Genomic DNA, 25,212 nt, shown 5'->3' with positions numbered 1-25,212 from the left:
GCGCGCGGCGAGGTCCGGCGTCCTGTCCCGTCCCCAGCCGCGCTGCGCGTGCCCGCGATCGCCGGCCGGGCCCGGGATCCCGCGACCGCCTGCGCCCCCGGAACCCGGCCGAGACGGCCACAGTCGGCCACAGCGAGCCGAACCTCCTGACAACTCTGGCACGCGATAACAACTTTGTGACGAATCAGCGTAGAGCCTACACCTATCGAGTGATCCCGCGCGTGCTCCGAAAAATGACACCTGACCTGGGATTTTGCGCCCGAGAGCGGGTGTCGGCGTGATCGCAGCGCTTGTTGATCGTTACCTGAATCCGCACGGTGACCGCCACTCGCGACAGCCCGACGACGATCTTCGCCCATTCGGCCTAACCGAGCCGTGATGGGACCGATCTGACGACACGCAAAGTACTTGTGTCCACACTCGGTCCGGAAATGTTTCCCCGATGATGTGGTCTGCCCGCCCGCCCCTCAAGTCAGCCCGACGGCGAGCCGACTATAGGGCGGCGCACCGTAACCAGTTCACCCGAAGAGGGGTCGACCGGTGAGGAAATGTCCGTCAGATCGAGCGACCGGCCATGGTGCGGTGCGTGACCTTGCGCTCGGCGACGAAGGACACGAACGGCACGCACCCGGCGAGCAGCACCAGCAGGACCCCGGTGACCGACCAGCGGGCTTTGATGCCCAGATCGACCGCAAGGACCAGGTAGATCATGTAGAGCGCGCCGTGAATGGGCGACCAGATCTGCGACGGCGTCGGGTTGTCCCAGACGTACCGGACGAGCATCACGGTCACCAGGACGAGCAGGCCGAACCCCGTGACCACGGCGGCCACCCGGAAACGCTTCAGTGCGCTGAGGACTCTCGGCTCGACCGGCTCCTGCGCGGCGGCGTCCGTGGATGTGGCGCTACCAGGCGTCCGAGACGACGTCATGCCGGGCCCTCCTAGCGTGCCTGCTGATCGCGTGCGTGTAGTTCAGCAAGGTACCGGTTGTACGCCGCGAGCTCGTCGTCGGCTTCGCCGGATGCAGGCTGGGTCACCTCGGCGGGACGCTCGCGACGTGCCGCCGGCTCCTCCTCCCGGTCCGCAGGCGACGCCGGTGGGGCCGGTTGCGTCCGCACCTGCGCGCGCTCCTCCACCGCCTCGGCCTGCTCGGCGAGCTCGGCCTGCTGCCGCAGCCTCCGCATCCGCCAGAAGGCGAACGCCGGGAACAGCCCGAACAGCGGCCACTGCAGCACGTACCCGAGGTTCTGCCAGGTGCCGGAGACCGACTCGTACCGCTGCCACTGCCACCAAGCCAGGGCAAGGCACACCGCCAGGCTCATCACGGACACAGCGACCGCGGCCAGCCGTCGCGCCAGCTTGGATTCCACACCTCGACGCTACCGCAGCCGCACCGCACCGCGGTCCTCCACCTGCGGGTTCCGCGGCTCGATCACACCGGACGACCACCGGACCGGGTGCGCAGACCGCAGCCTGCGCACCCGGTCGCTCACTGCTTCACAGCGCGGGCGTAGCCGTCGGCGATGGCGAAGACCTTCTGGGCGTACTCGACGGACCGGTTGTACGACCACAGGCCTTCCCACCAGCCCTTCGCGCTGGCCATGTCCCGCCCGCCCGCGCACAGGTACCTGGCGGCGGCCAGCGCCGCGTCGTCGATCTGCTGCGGGTCGGCGCGACCGTCACCGTTGCCGTCCGACGCCCAGCGCTGCCACGTGCTGGGGATGAACTGCATCGGGCCGACCGCCCGGTCGACCTCGGTGTCGCCGTCGTACCGGCCGCCGTCGGTGTCCTTGATCGCGCGCACCCCGCCCGAACCGTTCAGCGGCACGCCGATGATGAGCTTGGACGGCCACCCGGCCTCGGTCAGCACCGCGCCGCCGAACTGCCCGTGGTTGGACTCGACACGGCCGATGCCCGCCAGCGTCGCCCACGACAACCGGCATCCCGGTTGCGCTTCGCGGATGGCGATCTCGGCCCGCCCGTAGGCCAGCAGTGCCCGCGGCGGAACACCGATGATCTTGCCGGTGCGTTCGGCCCATGCCCGCAAACCGCCGGCGCCGCCGTCGTTCGTCCTGGCCTTGTCGGCGCTCTTCGCGCTCGTCGCGCTCTTGGCGCCCGGACGCGGCTTGTCCTTGACCGAGATGCTCACCGGGGCGACCGTGCCGGGCTCGACGTCGGCGGCTTGCACCGACAGCGCCGGGATCTCCATGGTGGTCGGGCCGGGCTCGGGCTCGGACACCCGCGTCAGCCCCCAGACCCCGCCGCCGAGTGCCGCCAGCACGGCCAGCGCGACCCCCGACCGCAGCGCTATCCCGCGGACGTGGCACTTGCCGCCATCGCGGTCACTGGGCGTGGCGTCATCTGGCGACTCACGTACCAAAGATCGTCTCCGGAATCCCTCGGCTGCACAGGTACAACGCGTGAGAACGTGTCGGCGTTACTGCCGGTATACCAGGCAGCGGATGAAGATCCGGTCAGATCGACGAAAATTACGCGTCGCTACGACGCGACGTCCTTGCGCGCGCAGGACGTGGAGTCCTTCCGCACGCGGGAGAGCCTGGCGACGCACCACGCGGCCGCGCTCCCCCTGCGCAGGTGCTCGAGCACCGTGTACGGCCCGAGGTGCACGCTCAGGTCGGCGGGGGTCAGGCCGGCCGCCCGATACTCCAGGGCACGCTGGTCCAGCGGGCTGATCCCCGCGTCCCACCACTCCTCGGCCTCCGCCAGGCCGCCGACCATCTGCCACCAGCGTGCGGCCGCGGCCAACAGTTCGTCCGGCACCCCGGGCAGGCGCTTGCGCATCGCCTGCATGTAGTCGTAGTCGGCGGACTCGACGATCGCCCACTCCGCCGTGCCAGTGCTGGTGCGCTGGCCTGGGATTCCTGGCTCGTGGCTGGAGGCCTCGGCGAGCCACTCGGACTTGATGCGCGCTATCTCGGCGTCTTCCTCGGACTCGTCGCGCTCCTGTGACCACTGTCTGATCAATGCCTCGACGCCAGGATCGTGGGTCATATCCCTCTCCTCATGGATATGGCGGCTCGTCGTGCGAGCTCGCACCCTCACTGGTCCCTTTTCCGGTGCTCGCCGCGTGGAATGTGTCCACTGACCGTACAGAGCCAACCGGCTACGTACTGTGAGCACGGTAGGGGCAGACCACCGAATTCCGCCAGAGACAAATCGGAATGATCATCGTGACCTGGGCCGATGCGGTGACATTCCACCCGGACGGCGCAATGGGTGCCCGGAATGTGGGACAACGCACATGCGCATGCACGTGCAGATGCCCGTGAGCAGGCCCTTTGGCCCTCCGAAATTGCCCAGGGCGACGAGCCACCCGGGCCGAACTCGGTCACAAAACGCGCATGACAACGACCGGGACGTGACCTCGCCCCGGTCCACGGCTTGGCACAAATGAGTGGTTACCGCCGGCTCACCGCGTCAGTTGAAAAGTTCTTTGAAGAACGTGATGATGGCCTCCGCACCGTCCTGGAGCCATCCCAAGAATTCCTTGACGGCATCGGCGGACTGGTGGGGCTGCGAGATCAGGAAGAACAACACGAGCGCAACCACGCCGACGATGAGGACCTTTTTGGCCTTGGGCGACATAGCTCCATCCGATCGTGTCTTGCGGCAGGCATCCGCCCTGCCTGTGACCGCCGTCCGTATCCGGCTATGAGCTTACGGTAATCAGGCACCCCTGACGACCCCATGACGCGCGCGTCACCGTGTGGGTGGCCCCGCGCGGGGCCTGAACGAAGATTACGCGATCGCTCCCGCGGCCCGCAGACGCTCGATGTCGGCCTGGCTCATGCCCAGCTCTGCCAGCACGTCCTCGGTGTCCGCACCGGCCTCGTGCGGCGGGGACGGGTCCGCCGTCGGCGTCCGGTCGAATCGCGGGGCGGGCGCAGGGAGGATCGTCTCCCCCACCGGGACGAACGTGCGCCGCGCGGCGTTGTGCGGGTGGGTCGGCGCCTCCTCGGGCGTCAGCACCGGAGTCAGGCAAGCGTCCGTCTCTTCGGCCATGGCGGACAGCTCGTCCCTGGTGTACTTGCCGATCTCCTCGGCCAGGATCTTGCGCAGTTCGGGCCAATTACGCTTGTCGAACCGCGGCGGCAGCTCACGGTCGGTGAGCTTCAGGACGCGGAGCAGGTCTTGCCAGAAGCGTTCCTCGAGCGCCCCGACGGCCACGTACTTGCCGTCCGCCGTCTCGTAAGTGTCGTAGAACGGCGCGCCGCCGTCGAGCAGGTTCTCGCCGCGCTTGTCCGACAACACGCCCGTGGCACGCAGGCCGAAGAGGCTGGTGGCCAGCAACGCCGAGCCGTCCACCATCGCCGCGTCGACCACCTGACCCTTGCCCGACTTCTCCCGCTCGACCAGCGCCGCGAGGATGCCCACGGCAAGCAGCATGCCCCCGCCGCCGAAGTCGGCGACCAGGTTCAGCGGCGGCACCGGCCGCTCACCCGCCCGGCCGATCGGTTCCAGCGCCCCGGCCAGCCCGAGGTAGTTGATGTCGTGACCGGCCCGCTGGGCCAGCGGCCCGTCCTGCCCCCACCCGGTGATCCGGCCGTAGATCAGCCGTGGGTTGCGGGCGAGGCAGTCGGCGGGGCCGAGGCCCATGCGCTCGGTCACCCCGGGGCGGAAGCCCTCCACGAGCACGTCGGACCGTTCGACCAGGGACAGCACCACCTCCACCCCCTCCGGGGTCTTGGTGTTGATCCCGATGGAGCGGCGGCTGCGGCGCAGCGGGTCGTTGTCGAAGCTGAGCACATCCGCGCCCGGCGTCGCCCGGTCGACCCGGATGACGTCGGCCCCCAGATCCGCCAACACCGTACAAGCGAACGGCCCCGGAGCCAGCCCGGCCAGCTCCACCACGCGCACCCCGGCCAGGGGTCCGGCCATCGTCACTGCCCTCCTCGTCGGTTCCGTGTCGTCGCACGCCGCCCGTGCTCACAAGGCGCGGGAGATGATGTCCTTCATGATCTCGTTGGTGCCGCCGAAGATCCGGGACACGCGCATGTCGGCCCACGCGCGCGAGATCGGGTACTCGGTCATGTAGCCGTAGCCGCCGAACAGCTGCAGGCACTCGTCGAGCACCCGGTTCACCCGGTCGGTGGTCCAGTACTTCACCATGGCGGCGGACTGCACGTCCAGCTCACCCGCCAGGTGCCGCTCGATGCACTGGTCCAGGAACGCCCTGGCCACAGCGGCCTCCGTGGCGCACTCGGCCAGCGTGAACTTGGTGTTCTGGAACGCGAAGATCGGCCTGCCGAACGCCTCGCGCTCCTTGGTGTACTCCAGCGTCATGTTCACCGCGGCCTCCATGGCGGCCACCGCGGTCACCGCGATGATCAGCCGCTCCTGCGGCAGCTGCTGCATGAGCTGGATGAAGCCCTGGCCCTCGGCCTCGCCGAGCAGGTTCTCTGCAGGAACCCGCACGTCGTCGAAGAACAGCTCGGCGGTGTCCTGTCCCTTGAGGCCGATCTTGTCCAGCACCCGGTTGCGCCGGAATCCCGGCCGGTCGGTTTCCACCACGATCAGCGACACGCCCCTGGCCCCGGCGGACGGGTCGGTCTTGACCGCGACCACCACCAGGTCGGCGTGGTAGCCGTTGGTGATGAACGTCTTGGCGCCGTTGATGACGTACTCGTCGCCGTCCCGCACCGCCCTGGTCTTGATGTTCTGCAGGTCGGACCCGGTGCCGGGCTCGGTCATCGCGATCGCACCGACCCACTCCCCGCTGGCCAGCTTCGGCAGCCACTCCTTCTTCTTCGACTCCGAGGCGTAGGCGAGCAGGTAGTGCGCCACGATCCCGCTGTGCACGCTGACTCCCCACGCGCTGTCGCCGGCGCGCGCCTGCTCCTCGTACAGCACTGCTTCGTGCGCGAAGGTTCCCCCGCCCCCGCCGTACTCCTCGGGAACGGACACGCACAGCAGGCCGACCTCGCCCGCCTTGGTCCACAAGTCGCGGTCGACATGCTTCTGCTCGGCCCATCGTTGCTGGTGCGGGACGAGCTCGCGCTGGCAGAAGTCGCGAGCGAGCTCGCGGAAGTCCTGCAGGTCGGCACTCCACTTGCTGGGCGGCAGCTGCAACGGCATCGGTGCTCCTTCGGACTCGGCCCCCGTCAGCCCCGCCGGTCCGCCCGGCGAGCTGGAAAACATTCCAATCAGAATGTAAGTTCTGTTCGGAATGTAGCGGGTGGCGCCGAGCCGAAGCAAGGAGGCACGGGTGAGGACACTCAACCACCACACCGCCGGACGCAGCGTGCCGCGCGGCCATCGCACCCAGGCGGAACGCAGCGAGCAGACCCGCACCGCGCTGCTGGACGCCACCGTGGAGTGCCTGGTCGAGCTCGGCTATTCCCGTACCTCGGTGCAGGAGATCTGCGCACGGGCGGGCGTGTCCAAGGGCGCACAACAGCACCACTTCAGCACCAAGGCCGAACTGATGGCCTCCGCGGTGGAACACCTGACCCACCGCATCGCCACCGAACTGGTCGTCTCCACCGACGCGCTGCGCCGCGACGATCCGGTGGACGCGGCCGTCGAGGTCATCCGCCGCGGGTTCTCCGGCCGGCTGGCCGCGGCGTTCATCGAGCTGTGGGTCGCCTCCCGCACCGACAAGGAACTGGCGGAGGCCATGCTGCCGGTCGACCGGGCCCTCGGCCGGGCCACCCTGGAGACGTTCCGCGAGCTGATCGGCCGTGACGACTCGCCGTTGGTGGACAACCTGTACTGGATGACGGTCAACCTGATCCGCGGTCTGGCAGTGGACGAGTCGCTCGGCGGGGATCCGGCCCGCCGCGAACGTCTGGTCGGCCAATGGAAGCAGATGGTGCGGGCAGCGCTGGCGGACTCCCCCGGGGCAGACCGCGACGGTGACCCGGCTCGGCCGTGATGCTGACCCCGCCGCGCATACGGCTCACCCGTCGCCGGTGCGGGAAATCTCCTGCTCACCGGCCGGACGGTTGGCCACGGTGTCGTGCGTGAGTAGTGTCGAGGCGAGAGCTACTGCCCAGTAACCGGAGGGCCCGATGACGAGTACGGCGAAGGGCGTCGCCGACGGTGCGGCGCCGAGCCCCGCAGGGGTGGAGCAGGATCCGGCACGGCCGATCGGCGGCGTGCCGGGTGCCCCGTCGATCGCCCGGGCGCGCACGCTGGCGGCCAGAGCCACCGGCGGCAACCACCCCGATTCCCCGCCGGTGACCATGACAGCGCCGTTCACCGGCCAGCCGATCGTCTCGTTGCCGCAGGCCACGGACGCCGAGGCCAGGGTCGCGTTCGACGTGGCGCGGAAGGCACAACGGGACTGGGCGGCCACGCCGGTCGCGGAACGGCAACGGTTCCTGGCCCGGCTGATGCGGTTGATCCTGGATCGGCAGGACGAAGCACTCGACCTCATCCAGGTCGAGTCGGGCAAGAGCCGGGTGGATGCCTACGACGAGGTGGCCGGGTCCGCGCTGGCCGCTTCGTACTATGGGCGCACCGCGGCCAAGCACCTGGGCGCGAAACGCCGGGCCGGGGTGTTCCCGCTGCTGACCAGGACGACCGAACGGCGCCATCCTCGCGGGGTCGTCGGGATCATCACGCCGTGGAACTACCCGCTGGTGCTGACCGCCATGGACGTCCTGCCCGCGCTGGCGGCGGGTAACGCGGTCGTGCACAAGCCGGACAATCAGACCGCACTGTCGGCGCTGTGGCTGCACGAGCTCGCCGAACAAGCAGGCCTCCCGGACGGGCTGTGGCAGGTGGTGCTCGGCCGGGGTTCGGTCATCGGCCAGGCGCTGATCGACGAATCGGACTACTTCGCGTTCACCGGCTCCACCGCGACCGGCAAGCAGCTGGCCGGCCAGGTGGCCCGGCGGCTGCGCGGGTTCTCCATGGAGCTCGGCGGCAAGAACCCGATGATCGTGCTGCCGGACGCGAAGGTCGACGCCGCGGCTGCCGGTGCGGTGACCGCGTGCTTCGCCAACGCGGGCCAGATCTGCGTCGGGGTGGAGCGGATCTACGTCCACGAGTCGATCCACGACGACTTCGTCCGAGCCTTCGTGGCCAAGACCGCGGCACTGCGGCTGGGCGCGTCGTTGGACTACGCCGCCGACGTCGGCTCGCTGACCTCGGCCGCCCAGCTGGCCACCACCAGCGACCACGTCGAGGACGCGCGCAGGAAAGGCGCCGAGGTGCTGACCGGTGGCAGGCCGCGGCCGGACATCGGCCCGTTGTTCTACGAGCCGACCATCCTGGCCAACGTCACCCCCGGCATGAAGGTGTTCGCCGAGGAGACGTTCGGGCCGGTCGTCTCGGTCTACTCGTATTCCGACCTGGACGATGCGATCGCGCGCGCGAACGACACCGAGTACGGCCTCAATGCCAGCGTCTGGACCGGCAACCCCCGGCTCGGCCGCGAGGTCGCCGCGCGCATCCAGGCGGGAACGGTGAACGTCAACGAGGGCTTCGCCGCCAGCTTCGGTTCGATCGACGCGCCGATGGGCGGGTTCGGCGACTCCGGCGTCGGCCGACGCAACGGCGCGGAAGGCATCCGGCGGTTCACCGAGGTGCAGACGATCGCCGTCCAGCGCGGGTTGAGGCTCCGGCCGGTTCGTGGCAAGGCTGTGCGATGGTGGGCAGCGTTGCTCAACCGCGGTGTCAAGGTGCTGCACCGGCTGCCTCGATAGCCGGCATGTGCCGCCGTCTGTGCGGAGGCGTGCGCACCGCGGGCTGACCGCCGCGAGCCGGTTCGGCCGCCCAGCCCGCGCGCCGACGACGGCTCCGCGACCAAGGCGGCTGCCGACATACCCGCGCTGCCAACGACACCACCACGGCAGAAGCAGCGGCACACCCGGCACGCCGCCAACGACACCACCCGCCACCGCGGAGAGGGCCAGATCGCTCGGCGCGTCACCGCCAGCATCGTCGACCGACCGAGACGCGGCACGCCCCGCACGTCGCCGGCACACCGTCGCAGCCGAGGCGGCTGGCACCCCGAACGTCGTTCACGGCCGAAACCAGCCCCCCGGCCCTCGGCCGGGCGGGCCCGGCCTACTGGGGCGCGCCGTGCCGCGGCCGCTGGAGCAGGCCACGCTCGTAAGCCAGCCTGACCGCCTCCGTCCGGCGACGGGCGCCCAGCTTGGCCATCGCACGGGACAGGTGCACGCTGACCGTCTTCTCGCTGATGAACAGCGCCTCGCCGATCTGCTTGTTGGTGCGTCCGAGAGCGACCTGCTCGAGCACGGCACGCTCGCGCGCGGTCAGCGGATCCTCGGGCACGCGAGCCGGCGCCTGCGCGACCGCCTCGCCGTCCAGCGACACGCGCGCCCGCCGGGCAAGTCCCTCGATCGCCTCCAGCAGCGGCCGCGCCTTCAACGTGCGGGCCGTCTCGTGCGCCTGGCGCAGCTCCTTCTCCGCCTGCCGGGCATCGCCGCCGGTCAGCAGCGCCTCCGCCAGCCGCCAGCGGCAGCTGGCCTGCTGATACACCGCGCCGTAGCCGAACGCCTCGACCGCCTTGGCCCACAGCTTCGGGTCCGTCCTGCCGAGCAGCCTGCTGCGCTCGGCCTCCGCGCGGGCCAGCCACGCCACCGCTTCCGGACCGAGCGTGTTGCCGCGCGGGACCCCGTTCTGTGCCGCCTCGGCCACCCGCTTGAACATCTCCTCGCCCTCGGCGACCGCCGCTGCGACCGTGTCGGCGTCGGAGATCAGGCGAGCCGCCTCGGCACGATCCGCCGCCGCGGCCAGGCCGAGCGCGCCGATCCTGATCCCGGCGAGCACCAGCAGCGGCAGCTGCCTGATCCACTCGAAGGCTTCCCGCACGCGCTCCAGCGCCTTCTCCGGCTCGCCCTTCCACATGGCCAGCGCGGCGCCGGCGGCCGCGGCCGCCACCGCCAGCTGGCCGTCGACCTGCCACTGGGCCCGCAGGTCCTCCACCTGCCGCTCCGCCTCGGCGAAATCGCCCTTGGCCACCGCGACCAGCGCCGTGGTGGCCCGCATTCGTGCCGCGCCGATCGACGGCGGACCGGAGAACCGGGCCACCTCGGCGGCCACTTCGTCCCACCGGCCGAGCGTGTACATCACCTGCAGGCGGTGCGCATGCAGTTCGAGCCCGGAATCGCTCCAGGTCAGGCCGGTTTCGGTGGCGCGGGCCGCCCCCGCGGTGTACTCGGCCAGCGCCTCGTCCAGCTCGCCCTTGTCGTAGTAGCTGAGCGCCAGGTAGAACCGTGCGCGCAGCTCCACCCCGAGCGCCCCGGCCCGCTCGGCGATGCGCAGCGCTTCCCGCAGGCGCTCGCGCGAACCCGCGGTGTCGCCTTTGCCTTCGATCAACACGGCCAAGGCGACCAGCGCATCCGCTTCGGCGGCCACCGCACCGACGGCCTTCGCATCGGCGATCGCGTTGCGCGCGCTGGCCAACGCCAGCTCCTTGTCGCCCAGCGAGCGCTGGATCGCCGACCGCGTCACCTGCACCCATGCCTTGGTTTCGCTCGGCTCGTCGTCGGCCACCAGCCGCCACGCCTTCTCGATGACGTCCGGGGCCTCCCAGACGGTGCCGTCGTTGCTGTACAGCGCCTGCGCCAGGCGCCGGTAGATGCGCGCCCGCCGCCGGTGGTCGGACACCTCGATGCGCCCGGACTCCAGCGCCCGCACCATCGACCGCGCGTAGGAGATCGCCCGCTCCACCTCACCGGACCGGCCGGCCAACACCGCCGCCATGTCCAGCAGCCGCAGCTCGTCGACGCCGTCCGGCCGCTTGTCCGGCGGAACCGAGTCCCACAGCCGCAGGGCCAGCTCGACACTGCGCAACGCCGACGCCGGCGCGCCACGGGCCTCGGCCTCGTCGGCGGCCGCCACGGACGCGGACAGCGCCGTCGGCAGGTCGTTGCTTTCCAGGCTGTGGTACGCCAGCAGCCGGTACTTCGCCGGATTCCCCTGCTGCACCTTCTGCACCAACCGCTGCGCATAAGCGGCATGCGTCCGGATGCGCTCGCCCGGGAGCAGGTCCTCGTACACCGCTTCGCGCAGCAGGGCATGCCGGAATGCGTAGTGGTTGTCGTCGTCGACCACGAGGATGTTGTGCTGCACCGCTTCCCGCAGGGCCGCGTCGAGCTCGTCGTCGCTCAGACCGGTCACCTCGGCCAACGCCTGGTGACGCGCGCCGCGCTCGGCGACGGACAGGATTCGCACCACCTGCTGGGCCCGCTGCGACAACCGCTCGACACGGGACAGGAGCACATCGGCCAGCGCCGCCGGAACCCCCTCGCATTCCAGGCACGACGCGGTCAGCTCCTCCATGAAGAACGGGTTGCCTTCGGCCCGCTCCACGATGCCCGCCGCCACCTCGTCGGTCAGCGGCTGCTCGGCCAGCTGGTGCACGAACTGCAGGGCGTCCGCGTCCTCCAACGGGGCCAGATCGACGCGCTGCACCGCGGGCAGCCGGGCGAACTCGGCGGTCAGCCGCCGCAGCGGATGCCTGCGGTGCACGTCGTCGGCGCGATAGCTGGCCACGATCAGCAGCCGCTGCTCGCGCAGCCGGGGCAGCAAGAACGACAGCAGGTCCCTGGTCGAGCTGTCCGCCCAGTGCAAGTCCTCGATCACCAGCACCACGGGGCGTTCCCTGGACAGCTCGCCCAGCGCGCCGAGCACGGCCTCGAACAGTTGCAACTGGCCGAGGTCTTGCGCGGAGAACAGGCCACGCCGCATCTCGTGCTCGACCGCACCCTTGCCGCCGTCGTCCTGCTGGGGCAGCAACCGGCGCAGCGCCGGATACGCCTGCACCACCGCGCGCACCGCCGGATCGTCGGACCTCGCCAACGGCAGAAGGGCGTCTGCGAACGGCAGGTACGGCAGGCTGTCCTCGGCGATGTCGATACACCCGCCGGACAGCACCAGCGCACCGCGCTGCTCGGCGTGCTCCCGCAGTTCCCCGATCAACCGGGTCTTGCCGACTCCGGCGTCCCCGGCCAGCAGCACGCAGCCCGCCGCACCACTGTCGGCGCGATCGAGCGCAGCACGCAGCAACGCAAGCTCTGCACGGCGGCCGACGAGCGGCACGCCTGGTCCCAATCGCGGCATCGTCCTCCTCGTCACCGCCGGTCTCGTCCACATTGTCCCCGATGCCACCGACAATCCACGGCCCTTTTTCCTGCCGCCACCGTCACCGCCCGCTCGAGGCGGCACCTGGGCTGTGCCGCCCTCCCGGCGGCGATCCCCGCACCACGGCCCCTGCCGAAGTGGTCACGAATCGCCGGAGAGTGTCGAAGCACGGGGATGCACCCACCATTCGTGTACACTCTCCGCAGTCACCTGGACACAGAGTGGTACCGTGCGTGCTGCTCGGTTTCGTCACGACGGCGTCCCTCCCCAGCTCCCCCACCGTCGTGGCCCAGGTGGCGGCGAAGTCCGGGGCCGCCCCCGACCGGCCTCGGACTTCGCTCCCGCCCGTGGCCGCTGGCGGACCCCGTCCCGGCTGCCATGCATCCGGACGCAGGGCAACCGTCCTTGCCCGGGTGTTTCCGCGCCCGAAGAGGCGCCCTCAGCGCAGCACGCGCACCAGGCCTTCCTGCACCACCGTGGCGATCAGCCGGCCGTCGTGGGAGAAGAACCGGCCGGTGGCCAGCCCACGCGCACCGGACGCGGTGGGCGACTCGGTGTCGTAGAGGAACCACTCGTCGGCACGGAACGGCCGGTGGAACCACAGCGCGTGGTCCAGGCTGGCGCCCAGCACGCGGTCCATCCCCCAGTACACCCCGTGCTTGGCAAGCACCGAGTCCAGCAACGTCATGTCCGAGGCGTAGGTCAGCACGCAGACATGCAGCAGCTGATCGTCCGGCAGCGTGCCGTCGGCGCGCATCCACACCTGGTTGCGGTGGGGGTGCGCGCCGCTGGACCGGGTCACCCACGGCGGGTCGTGCACGTAGCGCAGGTCCAACGGCCTGCGGCGGGCGAACCAACCCAGCTCGTCGGAGTAGTCGGCCAGCCGCTCGGGCAGCGTCGGCAGCGATTCCGGGTCGGGCACGTCCGGCATCGGCGTGGTGTGCTCCACGCCGTCCTCGACGATCTGGAACGACGCGGACAGCGCGAAGATCGCTTTGCCGTGCTGCACGGCGACGACCCGGCGAGTGGTGAACGAGCGGCCGTCCCGGATGCGATCCACCTGGTAGATGATCGGGGCCTTGCTGTCGCCTGCCCGGATGAAGTACGCGTGCAGCGAATGCACGAACCGATCCGCGGGCACGGTCCGCCCGGCGGCGACCAGCGCCTGTCCCGCGACCTGCCCGCCGAACACGCGGAGATTCTGCGGCTGCGGCGGGGAGAACCCGCGGAAGATGTTGTCGTCGATGCGCTCCAGGTCGAGCAGGGTGACGAGCTCGTCCAGGACCGATCGCCCGTCCGGTGCTTGCGCGGTCATGCCGAACCTTAACCCGTGACACGGGCCGCCGACGGCGGGCGGCGCGCCGGCGCCCCGGTCACTGTCGTCCCGTCAGGAGAGATCGTCTTCCTCGCCCAGCCGGTGCACCCGGATGAGGTTGGTCGACCCGACCGTGCCCGGAGGCGAGCCCGCGACCACCACGACCAGGTCGCCGCGCTGGTAGCGGTCCATCTGCAGCATCGCGGTGTCCACCTGGCGGACCATGGCGTCGGTCGAGTTCACCGCGGGCACCAGATGGGCCGTGGTGCCCCAGGTGAGCGCCAGCTGACGCCGCACGCTGTCCACCGGGGTGAACGCCAGCAGCGGCAACCGGGTGTGCAGCCTGGCAAGGCGCCGCACCGTGTCACCGGACTGAGTGAAGGCCACCAGCGCCTTGGCGTTGAGCCGCTCACCGATGTCGCGGGCCGCGTAGGAAATGACCCCCCGCTTGGTGCGCGGCACGTGGCTCAGCGGCGGCACGGCCGTCGACTGCGACTCGACCGCGGTGATGATGCGGCTCATCGTCTGCACCGCCTCGACCGGGTACCGGCCCACCGACGTCTCCCCGGACAACATCACCGCGTCCGCCCCGTCCAGCACCGCGTTGGCGACGTCGGAGGCCTCGGCGCGGGTCGGCCGGGAGTTGTTGATCATCGAGTCGAGCATCTGGGTCGCCACGATGACCGGCTTGGCGTTCTCCCTGGCGATCTGGATGGCCCGCTTCTGCACCAGCGGCACTTCCTCCAGCGGCAGCTCCACGCCCAGGTCGCCGCGGGCGACCATGATGCCGTCGAAGGCCAGCACGATCGCCTCGAGGTTGGCCACCGCCTCCGGCTTCTCCAGCTTGGCGATCACCGGGATGCGGTCCAGCCCGGTGCGGTCCATCACCTGGTGCACCAGGTCGATGTCGGCGGGCGAGCGCACGAACGACAGCGCGATGAAGTCGACGCCCAGCCGCATCGCGAACTCGAGGTCCTCGACGTCCTTCTCGGACAACGCGGGCACCGACACGTCCATGTTCGGCAGCGAGACGCCCTTGTTGTTGCTGACCTCGCCGCCTTCGATCACCTCGCAGACCACGTCCGGCCCGTCGACCTCGCGCACCACGAGCGAGACCTTGCCGTCGTCGACCAGCAGCCGGTCGCCCGGCTTGGCGTCGTCGGCGAGCCCCTTGTAGGTGGTGGACACCCTGTCGTGGGTGCCGGGAACGTCCTCGACGGTGATGCGGACCACGTCGTGCTTACGCCACTGCACCGGCCCTGCGGCGAACGTGCCGAGACGGATCTTCGGCCCCTGCAGGTCGGCCAGGATGCCCACGGGACGGCCGATCTCGTCCGCGGCCGCCCGGATCATGTCGTAAGTCTGCTTGTGGTCGCTGTGCGTTCCGTGACTGAAGTTCAGCCTCGCCACGTTCATGCCCGCGGCGAGCAGGTCACGCACCTTCTCCGGGCTCGCGGTGGCCGGTCCCATGGTGCACACGATCTTCGCGCGTCGACTCACAGGGAGTCAGCCTAGCCTGCCCGGGCCCTGCACTGAACCGATACCGATGAACCCTGCCTGGAAGTAACGCACTCGATACCCGTTTGCCCGGATCGATTCATCACCCGGACACCAGCTGGCACCGGCAGCAACGGGACCTGCTCAACCACGTCCCACGGTCGTCACCCGGACACCAGCGGGCACAGGTGCAGCCCTGCTTCGTTGCCGTGGCGGGCGCTGACCGTTCCGGCAGGCCGGACGATCGATCCACGCGTGGCCACCCGGCCTAGCCCTGGGCAGCGGCCGGGCGGTCCGCCGGTGCTCCGCCCGGCGGCCGGCGCCCGGCGACAGCTGACGCCGCGCCGCGGTCAGTCCACCACCAACGGCACGACCGGCGCTTCCCGCTCGCTGAGCGGAATCTGGTACCGCTGCGTCAGGTACGACGCGATGTCGTGGAACAGCGGTGCCGCCGAAGCCCCCTGCGGCAACGTGGTGTCCGGCGCGTCCAGCATGATGCCCACGACGAAGCGCGGCTCGTCGGCCGGGACGATGCCGGCGAACGTGATGTTGTACTTCGACTGCGAATAGGCGCCGGTGGCCGGGTCGACCTGCTGGCCCGTCCCGGTCTTGCCGGAGATCTGGTAACCGGCCAGCGCCGCCTGGGGCGCGGTCCCCGTGTTCTGCCCCTCGCCCTTCTGCGTCGTCGCCCGCAGCATGCGCAGCACGGTGTCCGCCGTCCGCTTGCTCACCACGCGGACCTTGCCCGGCGGCGGCTCGGGAACGCGGGTGCCGTCCGGCCTGATCGTGGCCCGCACGATCCGCGGCTCGACCCGCACCCCGCCGTTGGCGATGGCCTGGTACATCCCGGCCATCTGCACCACGGTCACCGACAGCCCCTGGCCGATCGGCAGGTTGCCGAACGTGGAGCCGGACCACTGGCTGCGCGGTGGCACCCTGCCCGGGCTCTCCCCCGGCAGCCCGATTCCGGTGCGCTTGCCGAGGCCGAACCGCCTGGCGATCTCCAGCCAGCGTTCCTCCCCCACCTGCCGAGCCAGCATCAGCGTGCCCACGTTGGACGACTTCGCGAAGATGCCGGTGGTGGTGAACCCCTGCGTCGGGTGCGGCCACGCGTCGCGCACCACGCGGTCGGCGACCTGGATCTGCCCGGGCACCTGGTGCACGGACTTCGGGGTGGTGATGCCGTACTCGATGGCGGCCGCCGCGGTGACCACCTTGTTGACCGAGCCCGGCTCGAACGGCGTGGTCACCGCCCGGTTGTTCAGTTCCTCCTCGGTCGCGGCGCTGAGGTTGTCCGGGTCGAAGGTCTTGTCGTTGGCCAGCGCGTAGACCTCGCCGGTCCTGGCGTCCATGATCACCGCGGAGCCGCCCTTGGCCCTGCTCTGCTCGACGTAGTCCCGCAGGCGCCGCTGCAGGTCGTACTGCAGGTCGCTGTCCAGCGTCAGCTCCAGGTCCGACCCGGGGACGGCAGGCTGGATGTCGCGCTCGGTGCCCGGGATGACGACGTTGTCACCCTCTCCGGTGTCCACCAGCCTGCGCCCCGGCTTCCCCGCCAGGTCGTTGTCCCGCGCGCTCTCCAGCCCGATCAGCCCGTGCAGGTTGTGCTTGGACACGTCGGGGTCGTCCATGCGCCAGTTGGCGTAGCCGACGACGTTCGACGCCAGCTCGCCACCCGGGTACTCGCGCAAGGCACGTTCCTCGGCGGCGATCTCCGGGTAGCGCGACGTGATCTGCTCCGCCACCGACGGCTCGACGTTGTCCACCAGGAACGTGAACGGCGCGTCCTTGTGGAAGCGCTTGAGCAGCTCCTGCTTGGTGGTCTTGCCGGGCAGCATGGCCGCCATGTACTCGGCGATCTCGTCCACTCGGTCGGCGTAAGTCTGCTCGTTCTTCGTCCTGCCTGCGACCTCGGCCCAGGTCTTGCGCATCTGCCGCAGATTGACCTGGAGCGTGTAGGTCTTGACGCTGAACGCCAGCTCGGTGCCGTTGCGGTCCAGGATCGCGCCGCGCTGCGCCGGGATCTCGATCACCGTGGCACGCTGCCGCTCGGCCCGCGCGGACAACGCCTCGGCCTGGAACGCCTGCACGTAGATCAGCTTCACCGAGGCGACGAACAAGACCAGCACCAGCACCACGCACGCGCTGCCGTACCGGTTGCCGGGCAGCGCACGCAGCATGTTGCCCGCGCGCGTGCGCAAGCTCGCCTTGGTGCGCTTCTTCCGCCGGGACGCACTGCCCCTCCGGCTCGATGCCTGCCGACCGTCGACCACGCTCAGCCTCCCGCCGATCGGGTGGAGGTGCGGCGGTCGCCGTCTTCCGCGGTGCGCTGGTCGCTCTCCGACCGTTGCGTGCGGCTGCGATCACCGCCCCCGCGCCTGCCGGAATCGTCGTCGCTCCGGCTTCTCGTGCGCTGCGTCCGCGTGTCGTCGCCCTGATCGGACCGCGCGTTCTGCCGGCTGTCGCCACGCCGCTCGTCCCGCGTTCCGCCCGACGACCGCTCGCGCTCGTCCGCGCGGTCACCGCCACTGCTGGACTGGGTGCGCGCGGGCGGCTTCTGCGGCTGGGCCGGCGTCGGCTCGCCGATCAGCTTCTTCCGCCCCATCGGCGTGACCAGGATGCGTGCCGGGTCGCCGGAGGGGACCATGCCGAGCTCGCGGGCCTTGCGATCCAGCGCCGCCACCGTCTGCTCACGGGACACCTCGCGCTGCAGCCGCTCCGCCTTCTCCGACAGCGCCGCCGTCTCCGCCCGCACCCGGTCCAGCCGGTAGGAATCGGCGATGGCCTGCGTGGTCAGCCACAGCGTCAGCCCGACACCCGCCGCCAGCAGCGACATCATCAGCAGCACGAACGAGGCGCGCGACTTGGGCAGCCGCAGCCGCACCGGGCTGAGCAGGCCGGCGGGGGCTTGCGCCTGCCCACCGGCGTGCTCGATCGAGGCCGTGCGCTGCGCGCGCCGCGCGTAGGCCTTCTCGGCGGCCGTCGTGCGGCCGCTCCGGTTGCGCCGAGCAGGCAGCTCTCGTGTGCGGGACGCGCTCCGGCGCGTGGTCCGCGCGGACTTCGTGCTCCGGCGCTTCGTTCCGGTCGTCACCATCGTCATGCCGCGTTCCCCCCGTTCGCAATCCGCTCGGCGGCGCGCAACTTCACGGACTTCGCCCGCGGATTGCGCCGCGCCTCCTGCTCCGATGCCTGTTCCGCTCCCCTGGTGAGCAGCCGCAGTTCGGGGCCGTGCCCGGCCAGTTCCACCGGCAGCCCCTGCGGCGTGCGCGACCTGGCCCGCTCGGCCAGCGCCCGTTTCACCATCCGGTCCTCCAGCGAGTGGTACGACTCCACGACGATCCGGCCGCCCACCGCCAGCGCGTCCAGCGCCGCGGGCAGCGCCGCGCGGAGCGCGTCCAGCTCACCGTTGACCTCGATGCGCAAGGCCTGGAAGGTCCGCTTCGCGGGATGACCGCCGGTGCGCCTGGCCGCTGCCGGGACGGCGTCGTAGATCACCTCGACCAGACGTGCGCTGGTGCGGAACGGTTCACGTTCCCGTTCAGCAACCACCGCTCGGGCGATCCGATGCGCGAACCGTTCCTCTCCGTAGTCACGCAGCACCCGGGTCAGTTCACCGACCGAGTAGGTGTTGACCACTTCCGCGGCCGTGACCGGCGAACCGGGGTCCATGCGCATGTCCAGCGGCACGTCGGCGGAATAGGCGAAGCCGCGCTCGGGCACGTCCAGCTGCATCGAGGACACCCCGAGGTCGAACAGCACCCCGTCGACCCTCGGTACTCCCAGATCGGCGAGCACGTCGGGAAGCCGGTCGTAGACGGCATGCACCAGGTGCACCCGGCCGCCGTGCGGGGCCAGCCGTTCGCGCGAGCGGGCCAGCGCCTCGGGGTCGCGGTCCAGCCCGATCAACCGCAGCGCCGGGTGCCTGCGCAGCAACGCGTCGGCGTGCCCGCCGAGGCCGACCGTGGCGTCGACCAGCACCGCCTCCCGGTCGTCGAGTGCGGGAGCGAACAGCTCCAGGACCCGGTCCAGCATCACCGGTTCGTGCATCCCGCGCCCCCTGTGTCCCCCGTGCGACTGTCCCCCGTGTGCCGGGATGCGGTCAGGTCTCCGCCCGCTGCCCGCGACCTGATGCCGGGGAAGGTGCACCAGGGCACGTGCGGACAGAGGCCTGACCACATCCCGTTCCTGCCTTTCGCTCACCGTGTGCCGCTCGGGTGGGCCGGCACAGCACGGCTAGAAGACCCCCGGCAAGACCTCCTCCTGTGCCTTCGCGTAGCTGTCCTCGTGTTCCTCCAGGTAGTCGTGCCACGCCTGGGCGTCCCAGATCTCCAGCCGGGTGATCGCCCCGATCACCACACACTCCTTGGTCAGCCCGGCGTACCGGCGCAGTTCCGGGGCGATGGCGATGCGCCCCTGGGCGTCCGGGCGCTGCTCGTCGGTCCCGGCGAACAAGTACCGCTGGTAGGCCCGTACCGCCTCGTTGGTGAACGGCGCTTCGGCCACCTTGCGCGCCAGCTTCTCGAATTCCGCGCGAGGGAAGACGTAGAGGCAGTGGTCTTGCCCCTTCGTCACCATCAGCCCTCCAGCCAGCGCGTCCCGGTACTTCTTGGGCAGGGTCAACCGCCCCTTGTCGTCGAGCTTCGGTGTGTGGGTGCCCAGAAACATGGCTCCCACCTCCCGAGGAGGGCCCGCTGCCTCCCTACGGACCCGACCACGGAGCTCCCTTTCGCCCCACTTGCCACCACCGTACCCCACTTCTCCCCACAGTCAACGCGGTTTGACCGGATTCGTTGCCGGGTGTCGCGCCGTTTGCGCAGGTCAACAGGGAGATCGCGGTGGTGGGGCGTGGTGGGGGAACTTCGCCGCGCCCCTCCGCCCTCCCCCCAGCGGGTCACGTGCTTCGCCTCCCGGACGCGGCACCTGTGGCGGCTGCCGGGGCCGATACCGGCACGGAGTGGGGAGAAGTGGGGAACGGCGGGTTCGGCGCGCGCCGGTGCACAGAACTTTCACACCGTTGCTGAGAACATGTGATTCGGCTTCGGCCGCAGCCACCGTGTGGTGCTCGCGCACGCGCTATCGTGGAAAAACCTGCTATCCGGGAGGCCGAGTGACGTCCAGGATCCACCACACGTCGGCGGTCGGTGGACACGATCTGTCCTATCCGACGACGGACACGGATTTTTCCGCGAACGGCGCGCGTGGCGCGCATTCCGACCACCCGGGCTCGGCGGCACTGTCCGAACTGCACGCCACCATGTCGGCGATCGCGGCGAACATCGAGCGGGTGCTGGTGGGCAAGCCGGAGGTCGTCCGGGTGGCGCTGGTGACGCTGCTGGCCGAGGGACACTTGCTGGTCGAGGACGTTCCCGGCGTCGGCAAGACGTCGCTGGCCAAGGCACTCGCCCGCAGCATCGACTGCTCGGTCAGCCGGATCCAGTTCACCCCGGACCTGCTGCCCAGCGACATCACCGGGGTGTCCATCTACAACCGGCAGAACGGCGGTTTCGAGTTCCGGCCGGGGCCGGTGTTCGCCAACATCGTGGTCGGCGACGAAATCAACCGCGCGTCGCCGAAAACGCAGTCGGCGCTGCTGGAGTGCATGGAGGAGCGCCAGGTCACCGTGGACCGCACCACCTACCAGCTGGAGCGGCCGTTCATGGTGATCGCCACCCAGAACCCGATCGAGATGGAGGGCACCTACGCGCTGCCGGAGGCGCAGCGCGACCGGTTCACCGCCCGGGTCTCCATCGGCTACCCCGACCCGGCGGCCGAGCTGGCCATGGTCGACGAGCACGCCGGCCACGATCCGCTGGCCGAGCTGCAACCGGTGTCCGATGCCGAGACGGTCCGGCGGATGATCGAGCTGGTGCGCTCCGTGCACCTGTCCCGTGAACTGCGCAAGTACGCGGTCGACCTGGTGACCGCGACCAGGTCGTCGAACGAGGTACGGCTCGGCGCCTCGCCCCGCGCCACGCTGCAGCTGATCCGCACGGCGCGTGCCCAGGCGGCACTGTCCGGCCGCGAATACGTGATTCCGGACGACGTGCACGCGGTGGCCATCCCGGTCCTGACGCACCGGCTGGTGCTGACCACGGAGGCGCATGCCGCGCGCCGGTCCGCTGCGGACATCGTGCGCATGGTGTTGCAGCGAGTCCCGGTGCCGCGTGCCCTGCAGCACTAGGAGGGCGTCGTGCTGTCCGGCCTGACGACCCGCGGCAGATGCTTGCTGGCCGCCGGGATCGCGGCCGCACTCTGCGCCTGGGTGCTCAACGAACGCGACCTGCTGCGGGTCGCCGTGTTCGTCATCGCCCTGCCCTTGCTGGTGGTCGTCTTCCTCTCGGCCTCGCGGGTGCGTATCGGCGCGACGCGGACGTTGACCCCGCACCGGGTGCCTGCCGGCGACGAGGTCGACGTGCGGCTCGACCTGTGGCGGACCGGTGTGCTGCCGGCCGGCGAAGTGCTGCTGGAGGACCGGGTGGCCTACTCGCTCGGTACCCGGCCACGGTTCATCGTGGAGCGGCTGCCGCAGCACCACCGCGTCCCGCTGCACTACACCATGCGGCCGGCGCTTCGTGGTTTCCATCAGATCGGCCCGCTGCGCGCCAAGGTGACCGACCCGTTCGGCATCTGCGAGTTCGAGCGCGAGCTGGTCAAGCCGTCCCGGCTGATGGTGGTACCGCGCACCGAGCCGCTCACCGGGATGCTGTCCGGGTCCGGGGTCGGCGCCGGCGACGAGGGTGCCGCACGCCGGGGTACCGGGCCGGGCGAACCGGACGCGGTGGTGCGGCAGTACCGGCAGGGTGACGACCTGCGCATGGTGCACTGGCCCTCCACGGCGCGCCGGGACGAGCTGATGGTGCGGCTGGAGCAGCAGCCGGGGCACGGCGGGACCACGGTGTTGCTCGACCGCCGCGCCGCGGCGCACCACGGCACCGGACCGGGCGCGAGCATCGAGTGGGCGATCTCGTTCGCCGCCAGCGTGTGCCTTCACCTGCGCCGTGCGGGCCATCGAGTGCGGCTGGTCACCGAGCACGGACAGCTGCTGGCGGACATCCCTGCCGACAGTGGCGCCGCCTACGACGACCTGGCCCTGGAGGCGCTGGCGATGGTGCAACCGGGACACCAGCGGGACATCACCCTGGGCGGGGACCCGGCGGCCGGGCAGGAACTGGTCGCGGTGCTCGGCAGCGTCAGCAACCAGGCCATCAACGAGCTCAGCCGGTTCCGCCCGCGCGGCATCCGCAGCATGGCGGTATTGCTGGACACCGCGGCGTGGTCGGCTGGGGTGTCCGCCTCCGCCGAACGAGCCGGGGCGGCGCGCGAGTCGGCGCGGCTGCTGGAGGCCGCCGGCTGGGGCGTGGTCGTCGCCGACCCGGCGGCCTCCTGGCAGCAGGTGTGGTCCCGGTTGTGCCGGGCCAGCATGCGCCGGCCGACGGAAGCGGGGTACGGATCGCGATGACCACCTACGCTCCCCCGCCGGCCAGGCCGTCCGGCCCGCCGCCCCCACGCGACACCCGCCCGCCGTCGCGCGAGCCGACGCACGGCCTGCCCGGGCACGCGGCGTGGACCGGCTCGATCGTCGCCCCGGTGGCCGCCGGGGCGGCCACGTTGTGCGCGGCCACCGCGCTGACCGGGGTGATCCGTGGCGCGGAGTGGTTCGGCCACGCGATGGTGGCGGTGGTGCTGGTCGGCTGCACCGGCTTGGCCATGCGCTCGATCCGCGCGCCGGCGCTCGCGGTGTCCTTCGCCCAGCTGGTGGCGCTGCTGTTGCTGATCACCGGGCTGTACACCAGCCACGGCATCCTGGGCATCATCCCCGGCCGCAGCGCCTTCGCCGACCTCAACCGGGTGCTCACCGACGCCGGCGAGCTGATCAGGGAAAGCGCGCCGCCGGTGCACGGGACGGTCGGCATCCTGTGTCTGGTCACCATCGGCATCGGGCTGGTGGCCGTGGTGGTGGAGGCGCTCGCGGTGTCGCTGGCCGCTCCCGCGGCCGCGGGCCTGGTGCTGCTGTGCCTGTACGCGGTGCCGGCGTCGCTGGCCGACGAGATGCTGCCCTGGTGGTCGTTCGTGCTGGGCGCGGCCGCCTTCGCGGTGCTCATCGCGGTGGAAGGCAACCATCGGCACCGGCAGTGGCGGGGCCGCGGCACCACCCAGCAGCGATCCGCGGCCAGGTCGGCGCTGCCCGCCGCCGTGGTCGCGGCGGCGCTCTCGCTCGGACTGCTCGCCGGCGCCACCCTGACCGGGATCGGCACCGTCGGACAGCTGCCGTTCATGCACGGCGGCGGGTCCAGCTCCTACTCCGGCGGGCTCGGCCTGCGCCCGATGACCGAGCTGCAGGGCCTGCTCACCGACCAGGGCAGCACGGAGATCTTCCGGGTGGAGGGCCTGGGTGACGACGAACGCCTGATGCGCGCGTTCACGCTGGATACCTACGAGCCGAACCTCGGCTGGAAACTGCACGACGGCGAGATGCCGCACGGCGTGCCCGCCAACGCACCACTGCCCAGGGCGCCCGGTGATTCCGCCAAGACACTCCGCACGGTGCACATCAACCCGGTGAACTGGCGCGACGTGTGGCTGCCGATCATCGGGCATCCGCGCCGGATCACCGGAATCGGCGACCAATGGATCTACGACGAGATCAGCGGCGCGGTCTACGCCGAGCGGGCGCAGCGCCCCAAGCCGTACGTGCTGATGACGTCGCTGCATCAACCGACGGCCGAGGAGCTGCGGACCGCGCAGCTGGCAGCGGACGAGGTCGCACCGATCTACACCGAGCTGCCCGAGCTGGACCCGCGGGTGCGGGATCTGACCAGGCGGCTGGTGGCGGGCAAGTACCGGCCGTTCGACAAGGCCAAGGCGATCTGGAGCTACTTCATCGAGTCCGGTGAGTTCACCTACGACGTGCAGACCGACGACGCCACCGGATCCGATGCGCTGACGCATTTCCTGCTGGTCGGCAAGCGGGGCTTCTGCGCCCAGTTCGCCTCCGCGATGGCGGTGATGGTGCGCAGCGAAGGCATCCCGGCACGGGTGGCGGTCGGCTTCACCCCCGGCACCAAGCAGGGGTCCTACCGCTCGATCACCACGCGGGACGCGCACGCCTGGGTCGAGGTGTACCTGGGCAAGGAGTTCGGCTGGGTGGTGTTCGACCCGACCCCGCTGGCGGGCGGCCGGGGCATCACGCCGGAATACCTGCAGCAGCAGACGTCGTCCAGCAGCTCGAACGTCGATCCGACCACCGAGCCGTCGCCGGAGCCGAGCGCCGCGCCGACGTCCGCCCCGCTGCCGGAGGACGAACAGCCCGACCAGCCGGACACCGTGCAGGACCAGCAGGTCGGCCTGGCCACGGCTCCGGGCTGGGCCCGCTGGTCGACCGTGGTCGTGGTGCTGCTGGCCGCGGCGGCGACCGGGCTGGGAGTGATGGTGGCGCGGCGGACGAGCCAGCTGCGCAAGGAGATCACCCGGCGGGAGCTGGACGAGGCGGACCAGCGGTTGTCCGCAGTGGGCCGCTGGCTGCCGCTGGCCGCGGCCGGGGGCTGGCTGGTGTCGCTGGGCTTGCTCGGCTGGATCGTGTCGTGGTGGCTGGCGCTGCTGCTGATGCTGGTGGCCGGGGTGGCGAGCGCACCGCTGGTGTGGCGGACGGTGAGCCGCAACCACAGGCTGCACGAGCTCACGGTGAACCGTGCGCAGGCGCCGCATGCCGCCTGGCGCGAACTGCTGGACGAGTGCGCCGACCGGGGATACCCGGTCGGCCGTGCCGAGACGGTGCGGGAGACGGCTCGGAAGCTGGCGGACCGGTTCAACCTCGACACCGAGGGGCGGGCTCACCTCCGCGTGGTGGTCAGCACGCTGGAGCGCTCGTGGTACGGCCCGCAACCGGAGGTGGATGCCGAGTTCGTGGCGGCATTCGAAGGCTTGCGGGAAGCGATTCACCGGAATGCGCCGTTGGCGCTGAAGGACCGGATCATGCCCGGCTCGGTGGTCAAACGCTGACCTGCTCGCGATGCTCGACGACGGCGAGCCGCGGCAGGTCGTCCACCGTCGACGGCCGCCGGAAGGCGCACCACGACGCCGACTTCGAGCCGAAGGGGCCGAACCCGAACGGGTGGGGCTGCGCCGGTCGCGTGCGCTCGGGAAAGCGGACAGCGAGAGCGGTTCCGCACCGGCCGGGGCACGTCGTCACCCGCCTGCCCACGGGGCGAACGTGGTATCGACCGCAGTCGACCGCCGAGACGTCGTCCCCTCCGCCCGACCACTGACGACCGCCCGTCGGGACCGCCCAGCCGCCACTCACCGCAGCGCCGACCGTCCGTGCGCTC

19 protein-coding genes are annotated in these 25,212 nt (G+C 70.8%); 5 read left to right on the top strand and 14 right to left on the bottom strand.

Annotated elements, in window-relative coordinates; genetic code table 11:
- Positions 1–555 precede the first annotated feature (555 nt).
- The 7 genes from YWY_RS0103840 to YWY_RS0103805 all read right to left on the bottom strand — a co-directional run bounded on the left by YWY_RS0103840 (position 556) and on the right by YWY_RS0103805 (position 6,096).
- The gene (locus YWY_RS0103840; protein WP_028846535.1) at positions 556–930 is read right to left on the bottom strand and encodes a DUF3817 domain-containing protein; all 375 of its coding nucleotides are present in this window, start codon (positions 928–930) and stop codon (positions 556–558) included.
- 11 nt (positions 931–941) lie between these two features.
- The gene (locus YWY_RS0103835; RefSeq protein ID WP_038044459.1) at positions 942–1,322 is read right to left on the bottom strand and encodes a hypothetical protein; all 381 of its coding nucleotides are present in this window, start codon (positions 1,320–1,322) and stop codon (positions 942–944) included.
- Between the two features lie 167 nt (positions 1,323–1,489).
- Positions 1,490–2,380 carry a lytic transglycosylase domain-containing protein gene (locus tag YWY_RS0103825; RefSeq protein WP_028846533.1) on the bottom strand — a complete coding sequence of 297 codons (891 nt, stop codon included), beginning with the start codon at positions 2,378–2,380 and terminating at the stop codon, positions 1,490–1,492.
- Between the two features lie 119 nt (positions 2,381–2,499).
- A complete protein-coding gene (locus YWY_RS0103820) occupies positions 2,500–3,012 on the bottom strand; it encodes a hypothetical protein (protein ID WP_028846532.1) in 513 nt (170 codons plus the stop codon).
- Positions 3,013–3,438: 426 nt separating this feature from the next.
- On the bottom strand, positions 3,439–3,606 hold the full coding sequence (locus YWY_RS24285) for a hypothetical protein (RefSeq protein WP_169725210.1): 168 nt from the start codon (positions 3,604–3,606) through the stop codon (positions 3,439–3,441).
- Positions 3,607–3,759: 153 nt separating this feature from the next.
- Positions 3,760–4,899: a CaiB/BaiF CoA transferase family protein gene (locus YWY_RS0103810; protein ID WP_028846531.1), complete on the bottom strand. Its 1,140-nt coding sequence runs from the start codon at positions 4,897–4,899 to the stop codon at positions 3,760–3,762.
- Positions 4,900–4,947: 48 nt separating this feature from the next.
- Positions 4,948–6,096 carry an acyl-CoA dehydrogenase family protein gene (locus YWY_RS0103805; RefSeq protein ID WP_028846530.1) on the bottom strand — a complete coding sequence of 383 codons (1,149 nt, stop codon included), beginning with the start codon at positions 6,094–6,096 and terminating at the stop codon, positions 4,948–4,950.
- Between the two features lie 130 nt (positions 6,097–6,226).
- Between YWY_RS0103805 and YWY_RS20140 the strand changes: the two genes are divergently transcribed.
- Together YWY_RS20140 and YWY_RS0103795 are read left to right on the top strand one after the other, a co-directional pair.
- Positions 6,227–6,895, top strand: a complete 669-nt coding sequence (locus tag YWY_RS20140) for a TetR/AcrR family transcriptional regulator (RefSeq protein WP_245566534.1) — start codon at positions 6,227–6,229, stop codon at positions 6,893–6,895.
- Positions 6,896–7,031: 136 nt separating this feature from the next.
- On the top strand, positions 7,032–8,672 hold the full coding sequence (locus YWY_RS0103795; protein ID WP_028846529.1) for a succinic semialdehyde dehydrogenase: 1,641 nt from the start codon (positions 7,032–7,034) through the stop codon (positions 8,670–8,672).
- A gap of 364 nt (positions 8,673–9,036) precedes the next feature.
- On the opposite strand, the gene YWY_RS0103790 is transcribed toward YWY_RS0103795, so the two are convergent.
- From YWY_RS0103790 to mraZ, 7 genes are all read right to left on the bottom strand, one after another.
- The gene (locus YWY_RS0103790; protein WP_028846528.1) at positions 9,037–12,057 is read right to left on the bottom strand and encodes a helix-turn-helix transcriptional regulator; all 3,021 of its coding nucleotides are present in this window, start codon (positions 12,055–12,057) and stop codon (positions 9,037–9,039) included.
- 460 nt (positions 12,058–12,517) lie between these two features.
- Positions 12,518–13,393, bottom strand: a complete 876-nt coding sequence (tesB, locus tag YWY_RS0103785; protein WP_028846527.1) for an acyl-CoA thioesterase II — start codon at positions 13,391–13,393, stop codon at positions 12,518–12,520.
- Between the two features lie 72 nt (positions 13,394–13,465).
- Entirely contained in the window at positions 13,466–14,893 is a 1,428-nt protein-coding gene (gene pyk / locus YWY_RS0103780; RefSeq protein WP_028846526.1) for a pyruvate kinase, read from the bottom strand.
- A 347-nt stretch (positions 14,894–15,240) separates the two neighbouring features.
- Positions 15,241–17,166, bottom strand: coding sequence for a peptidoglycan D,D-transpeptidase FtsI family protein (locus YWY_RS0103775; protein WP_084608881.1), 1,926 nt, complete (start codon positions 17,164–17,166; stop codon positions 15,241–15,243).
- Positions 17,163–17,987 (bottom strand): cell division protein FtsL, encoded by an 825-nt coding sequence (gene ftsL / locus YWY_RS20135; RefSeq protein ID WP_156899092.1) that lies wholly within the window; start codon positions 17,985–17,987, stop codon positions 17,163–17,165. The genes YWY_RS0103775 and ftsL overlap by 4 nt, the downstream gene beginning before the upstream one ends.
- Positions 17,984–18,934 carry a 16S rRNA (cytosine(1402)-N(4))-methyltransferase RsmH gene (gene rsmH, locus YWY_RS0103765; RefSeq protein ID WP_028846524.1) on the bottom strand — a complete coding sequence of 317 codons (951 nt, stop codon included), beginning with the start codon at positions 18,932–18,934 and terminating at the stop codon, positions 17,984–17,986. The genes ftsL and rsmH overlap by 4 nt, the downstream gene beginning before the upstream one ends.
- A gap of 186 nt (positions 18,935–19,120) precedes the next feature.
- Positions 19,121–19,552 (bottom strand): division/cell wall cluster transcriptional repressor MraZ, encoded by a 432-nt coding sequence (gene mraZ, locus YWY_RS0103760; protein ID WP_028846523.1) that lies wholly within the window; start codon positions 19,550–19,552, stop codon positions 19,121–19,123.
- 589 nt (positions 19,553–20,141) lie between these two features.
- Here mraZ and YWY_RS0103755 point away from each other — a divergent pair.
- From YWY_RS0103755 to YWY_RS0103745, 3 genes are read left to right on the top strand one after another with little or no spacing between them, the layout of a single operon-like run.
- Entirely contained in the window at positions 20,142–21,068 is a 927-nt protein-coding gene (locus YWY_RS0103755) for an AAA family ATPase (RefSeq protein WP_038044452.1), read from the top strand.
- A gap of 9 nt (positions 21,069–21,077) precedes the next feature.
- Entirely contained in the window at positions 21,078–22,346 is a 1,269-nt protein-coding gene (locus YWY_RS0103750; RefSeq protein WP_028846521.1) for a DUF58 domain-containing protein, read from the top strand.
- Positions 22,343–24,886: a transglutaminase TgpA family protein gene (locus YWY_RS0103745; protein ID WP_028846520.1), complete on the top strand. Its 2,544-nt coding sequence runs from the start codon at positions 22,343–22,345 to the stop codon at positions 24,884–24,886. Before YWY_RS0103750 ends, YWY_RS0103745 begins: the two co-directional genes overlap by 4 nt.
- The last annotated feature ends 326 nt before the right edge of the window (positions 24,887–25,212 follow it).

This window comes from Thermocrispum agreste DSM 44070 (assembly GCF_000427905.1).
GTDB classification, from domain to species: domain Bacteria; phylum Actinomycetota; class Actinomycetes; order Mycobacteriales; family Pseudonocardiaceae; genus Thermocrispum; species Thermocrispum agreste.
The sequence above is the reverse complement of the archived record's forward strand: the minus strand, read 5'-3'. Positions and strand labels throughout refer to the sequence as shown.

Coding starts and splice junctions, on each gene's coding strand:
- YWY_RS0103840 (WP_028846535.1), bottom strand. CDS start 930: ATGACGTCGTCTCGGACGCCTGGTAGCGCCACATCCACGGACGCCGCC.
- YWY_RS0103835 (WP_038044459.1), bottom strand. CDS start 1,322: ATGAGCCTGGCGGTGTGCCTTGCCCTGGCTTGGTGGCAGTGGCAGCGG.
- YWY_RS0103820 (WP_028846532.1), bottom strand. CDS start 3,012: ATGACCCACGATCCTGGCGTCGAGGCATTGATCAGACAGTGGTCACAG.
- YWY_RS24285 (WP_169725210.1), bottom strand. CDS start 3,606: ATGTCGCCCAAGGCCAAAAAGGTCCTCATCGTCGGCGTGGTTGCGCTC.
- YWY_RS0103810 (WP_028846531.1), bottom strand. CDS start 4,899: ATGGCCGGACCCCTGGCCGGGGTGCGCGTGGTGGAGCTGGCCGGGCTG.
- YWY_RS0103805 (WP_028846530.1), bottom strand. CDS start 6,096: ATGCCGTTGCAGCTGCCGCCCAGCAAGTGGAGTGCCGACCTGCAGGAC.
- YWY_RS0103795 (WP_028846529.1), top strand. CDS start 7,032: ATGACGAGTACGGCGAAGGGCGTCGCCGACGGTGCGGCGCCGAGCCCC.
- YWY_RS0103790 (WP_028846528.1), bottom strand. CDS start 12,057: ATGCCGCGATTGGGACCAGGCGTGCCGCTCGTCGGCCGCCGTGCAGAG.
- tesB (WP_028846527.1), bottom strand. CDS start 13,393: ATGACCGCGCAAGCACCGGACGGGCGATCGGTCCTGGACGAGCTCGTC.
- ftsL (WP_156899092.1), bottom strand. CDS start 17,987: ATGACGATGGTGACGACCGGAACGAAGCGCCGGAGCACGAAGTCCGCG.
- rsmH (WP_028846524.1), bottom strand. CDS start 18,934: ATGCACGAACCGGTGATGCTGGACCGGGTCCTGGAGCTGTTCGCTCCC.
- mraZ (WP_028846523.1), bottom strand. CDS start 19,552: ATGTTTCTGGGCACCCACACACCGAAGCTCGACGACAAGGGGCGGTTG.
- YWY_RS0103755 (WP_038044452.1), top strand. CDS start 20,142: ATGTCGGCGATCGCGGCGAACATCGAGCGGGTGCTGGTGGGCAAGCCG.
- YWY_RS0103745 (WP_028846520.1), top strand. CDS start 22,343: ATGACCACCTACGCTCCCCCGCCGGCCAGGCCGTCCGGCCCGCCGCCC.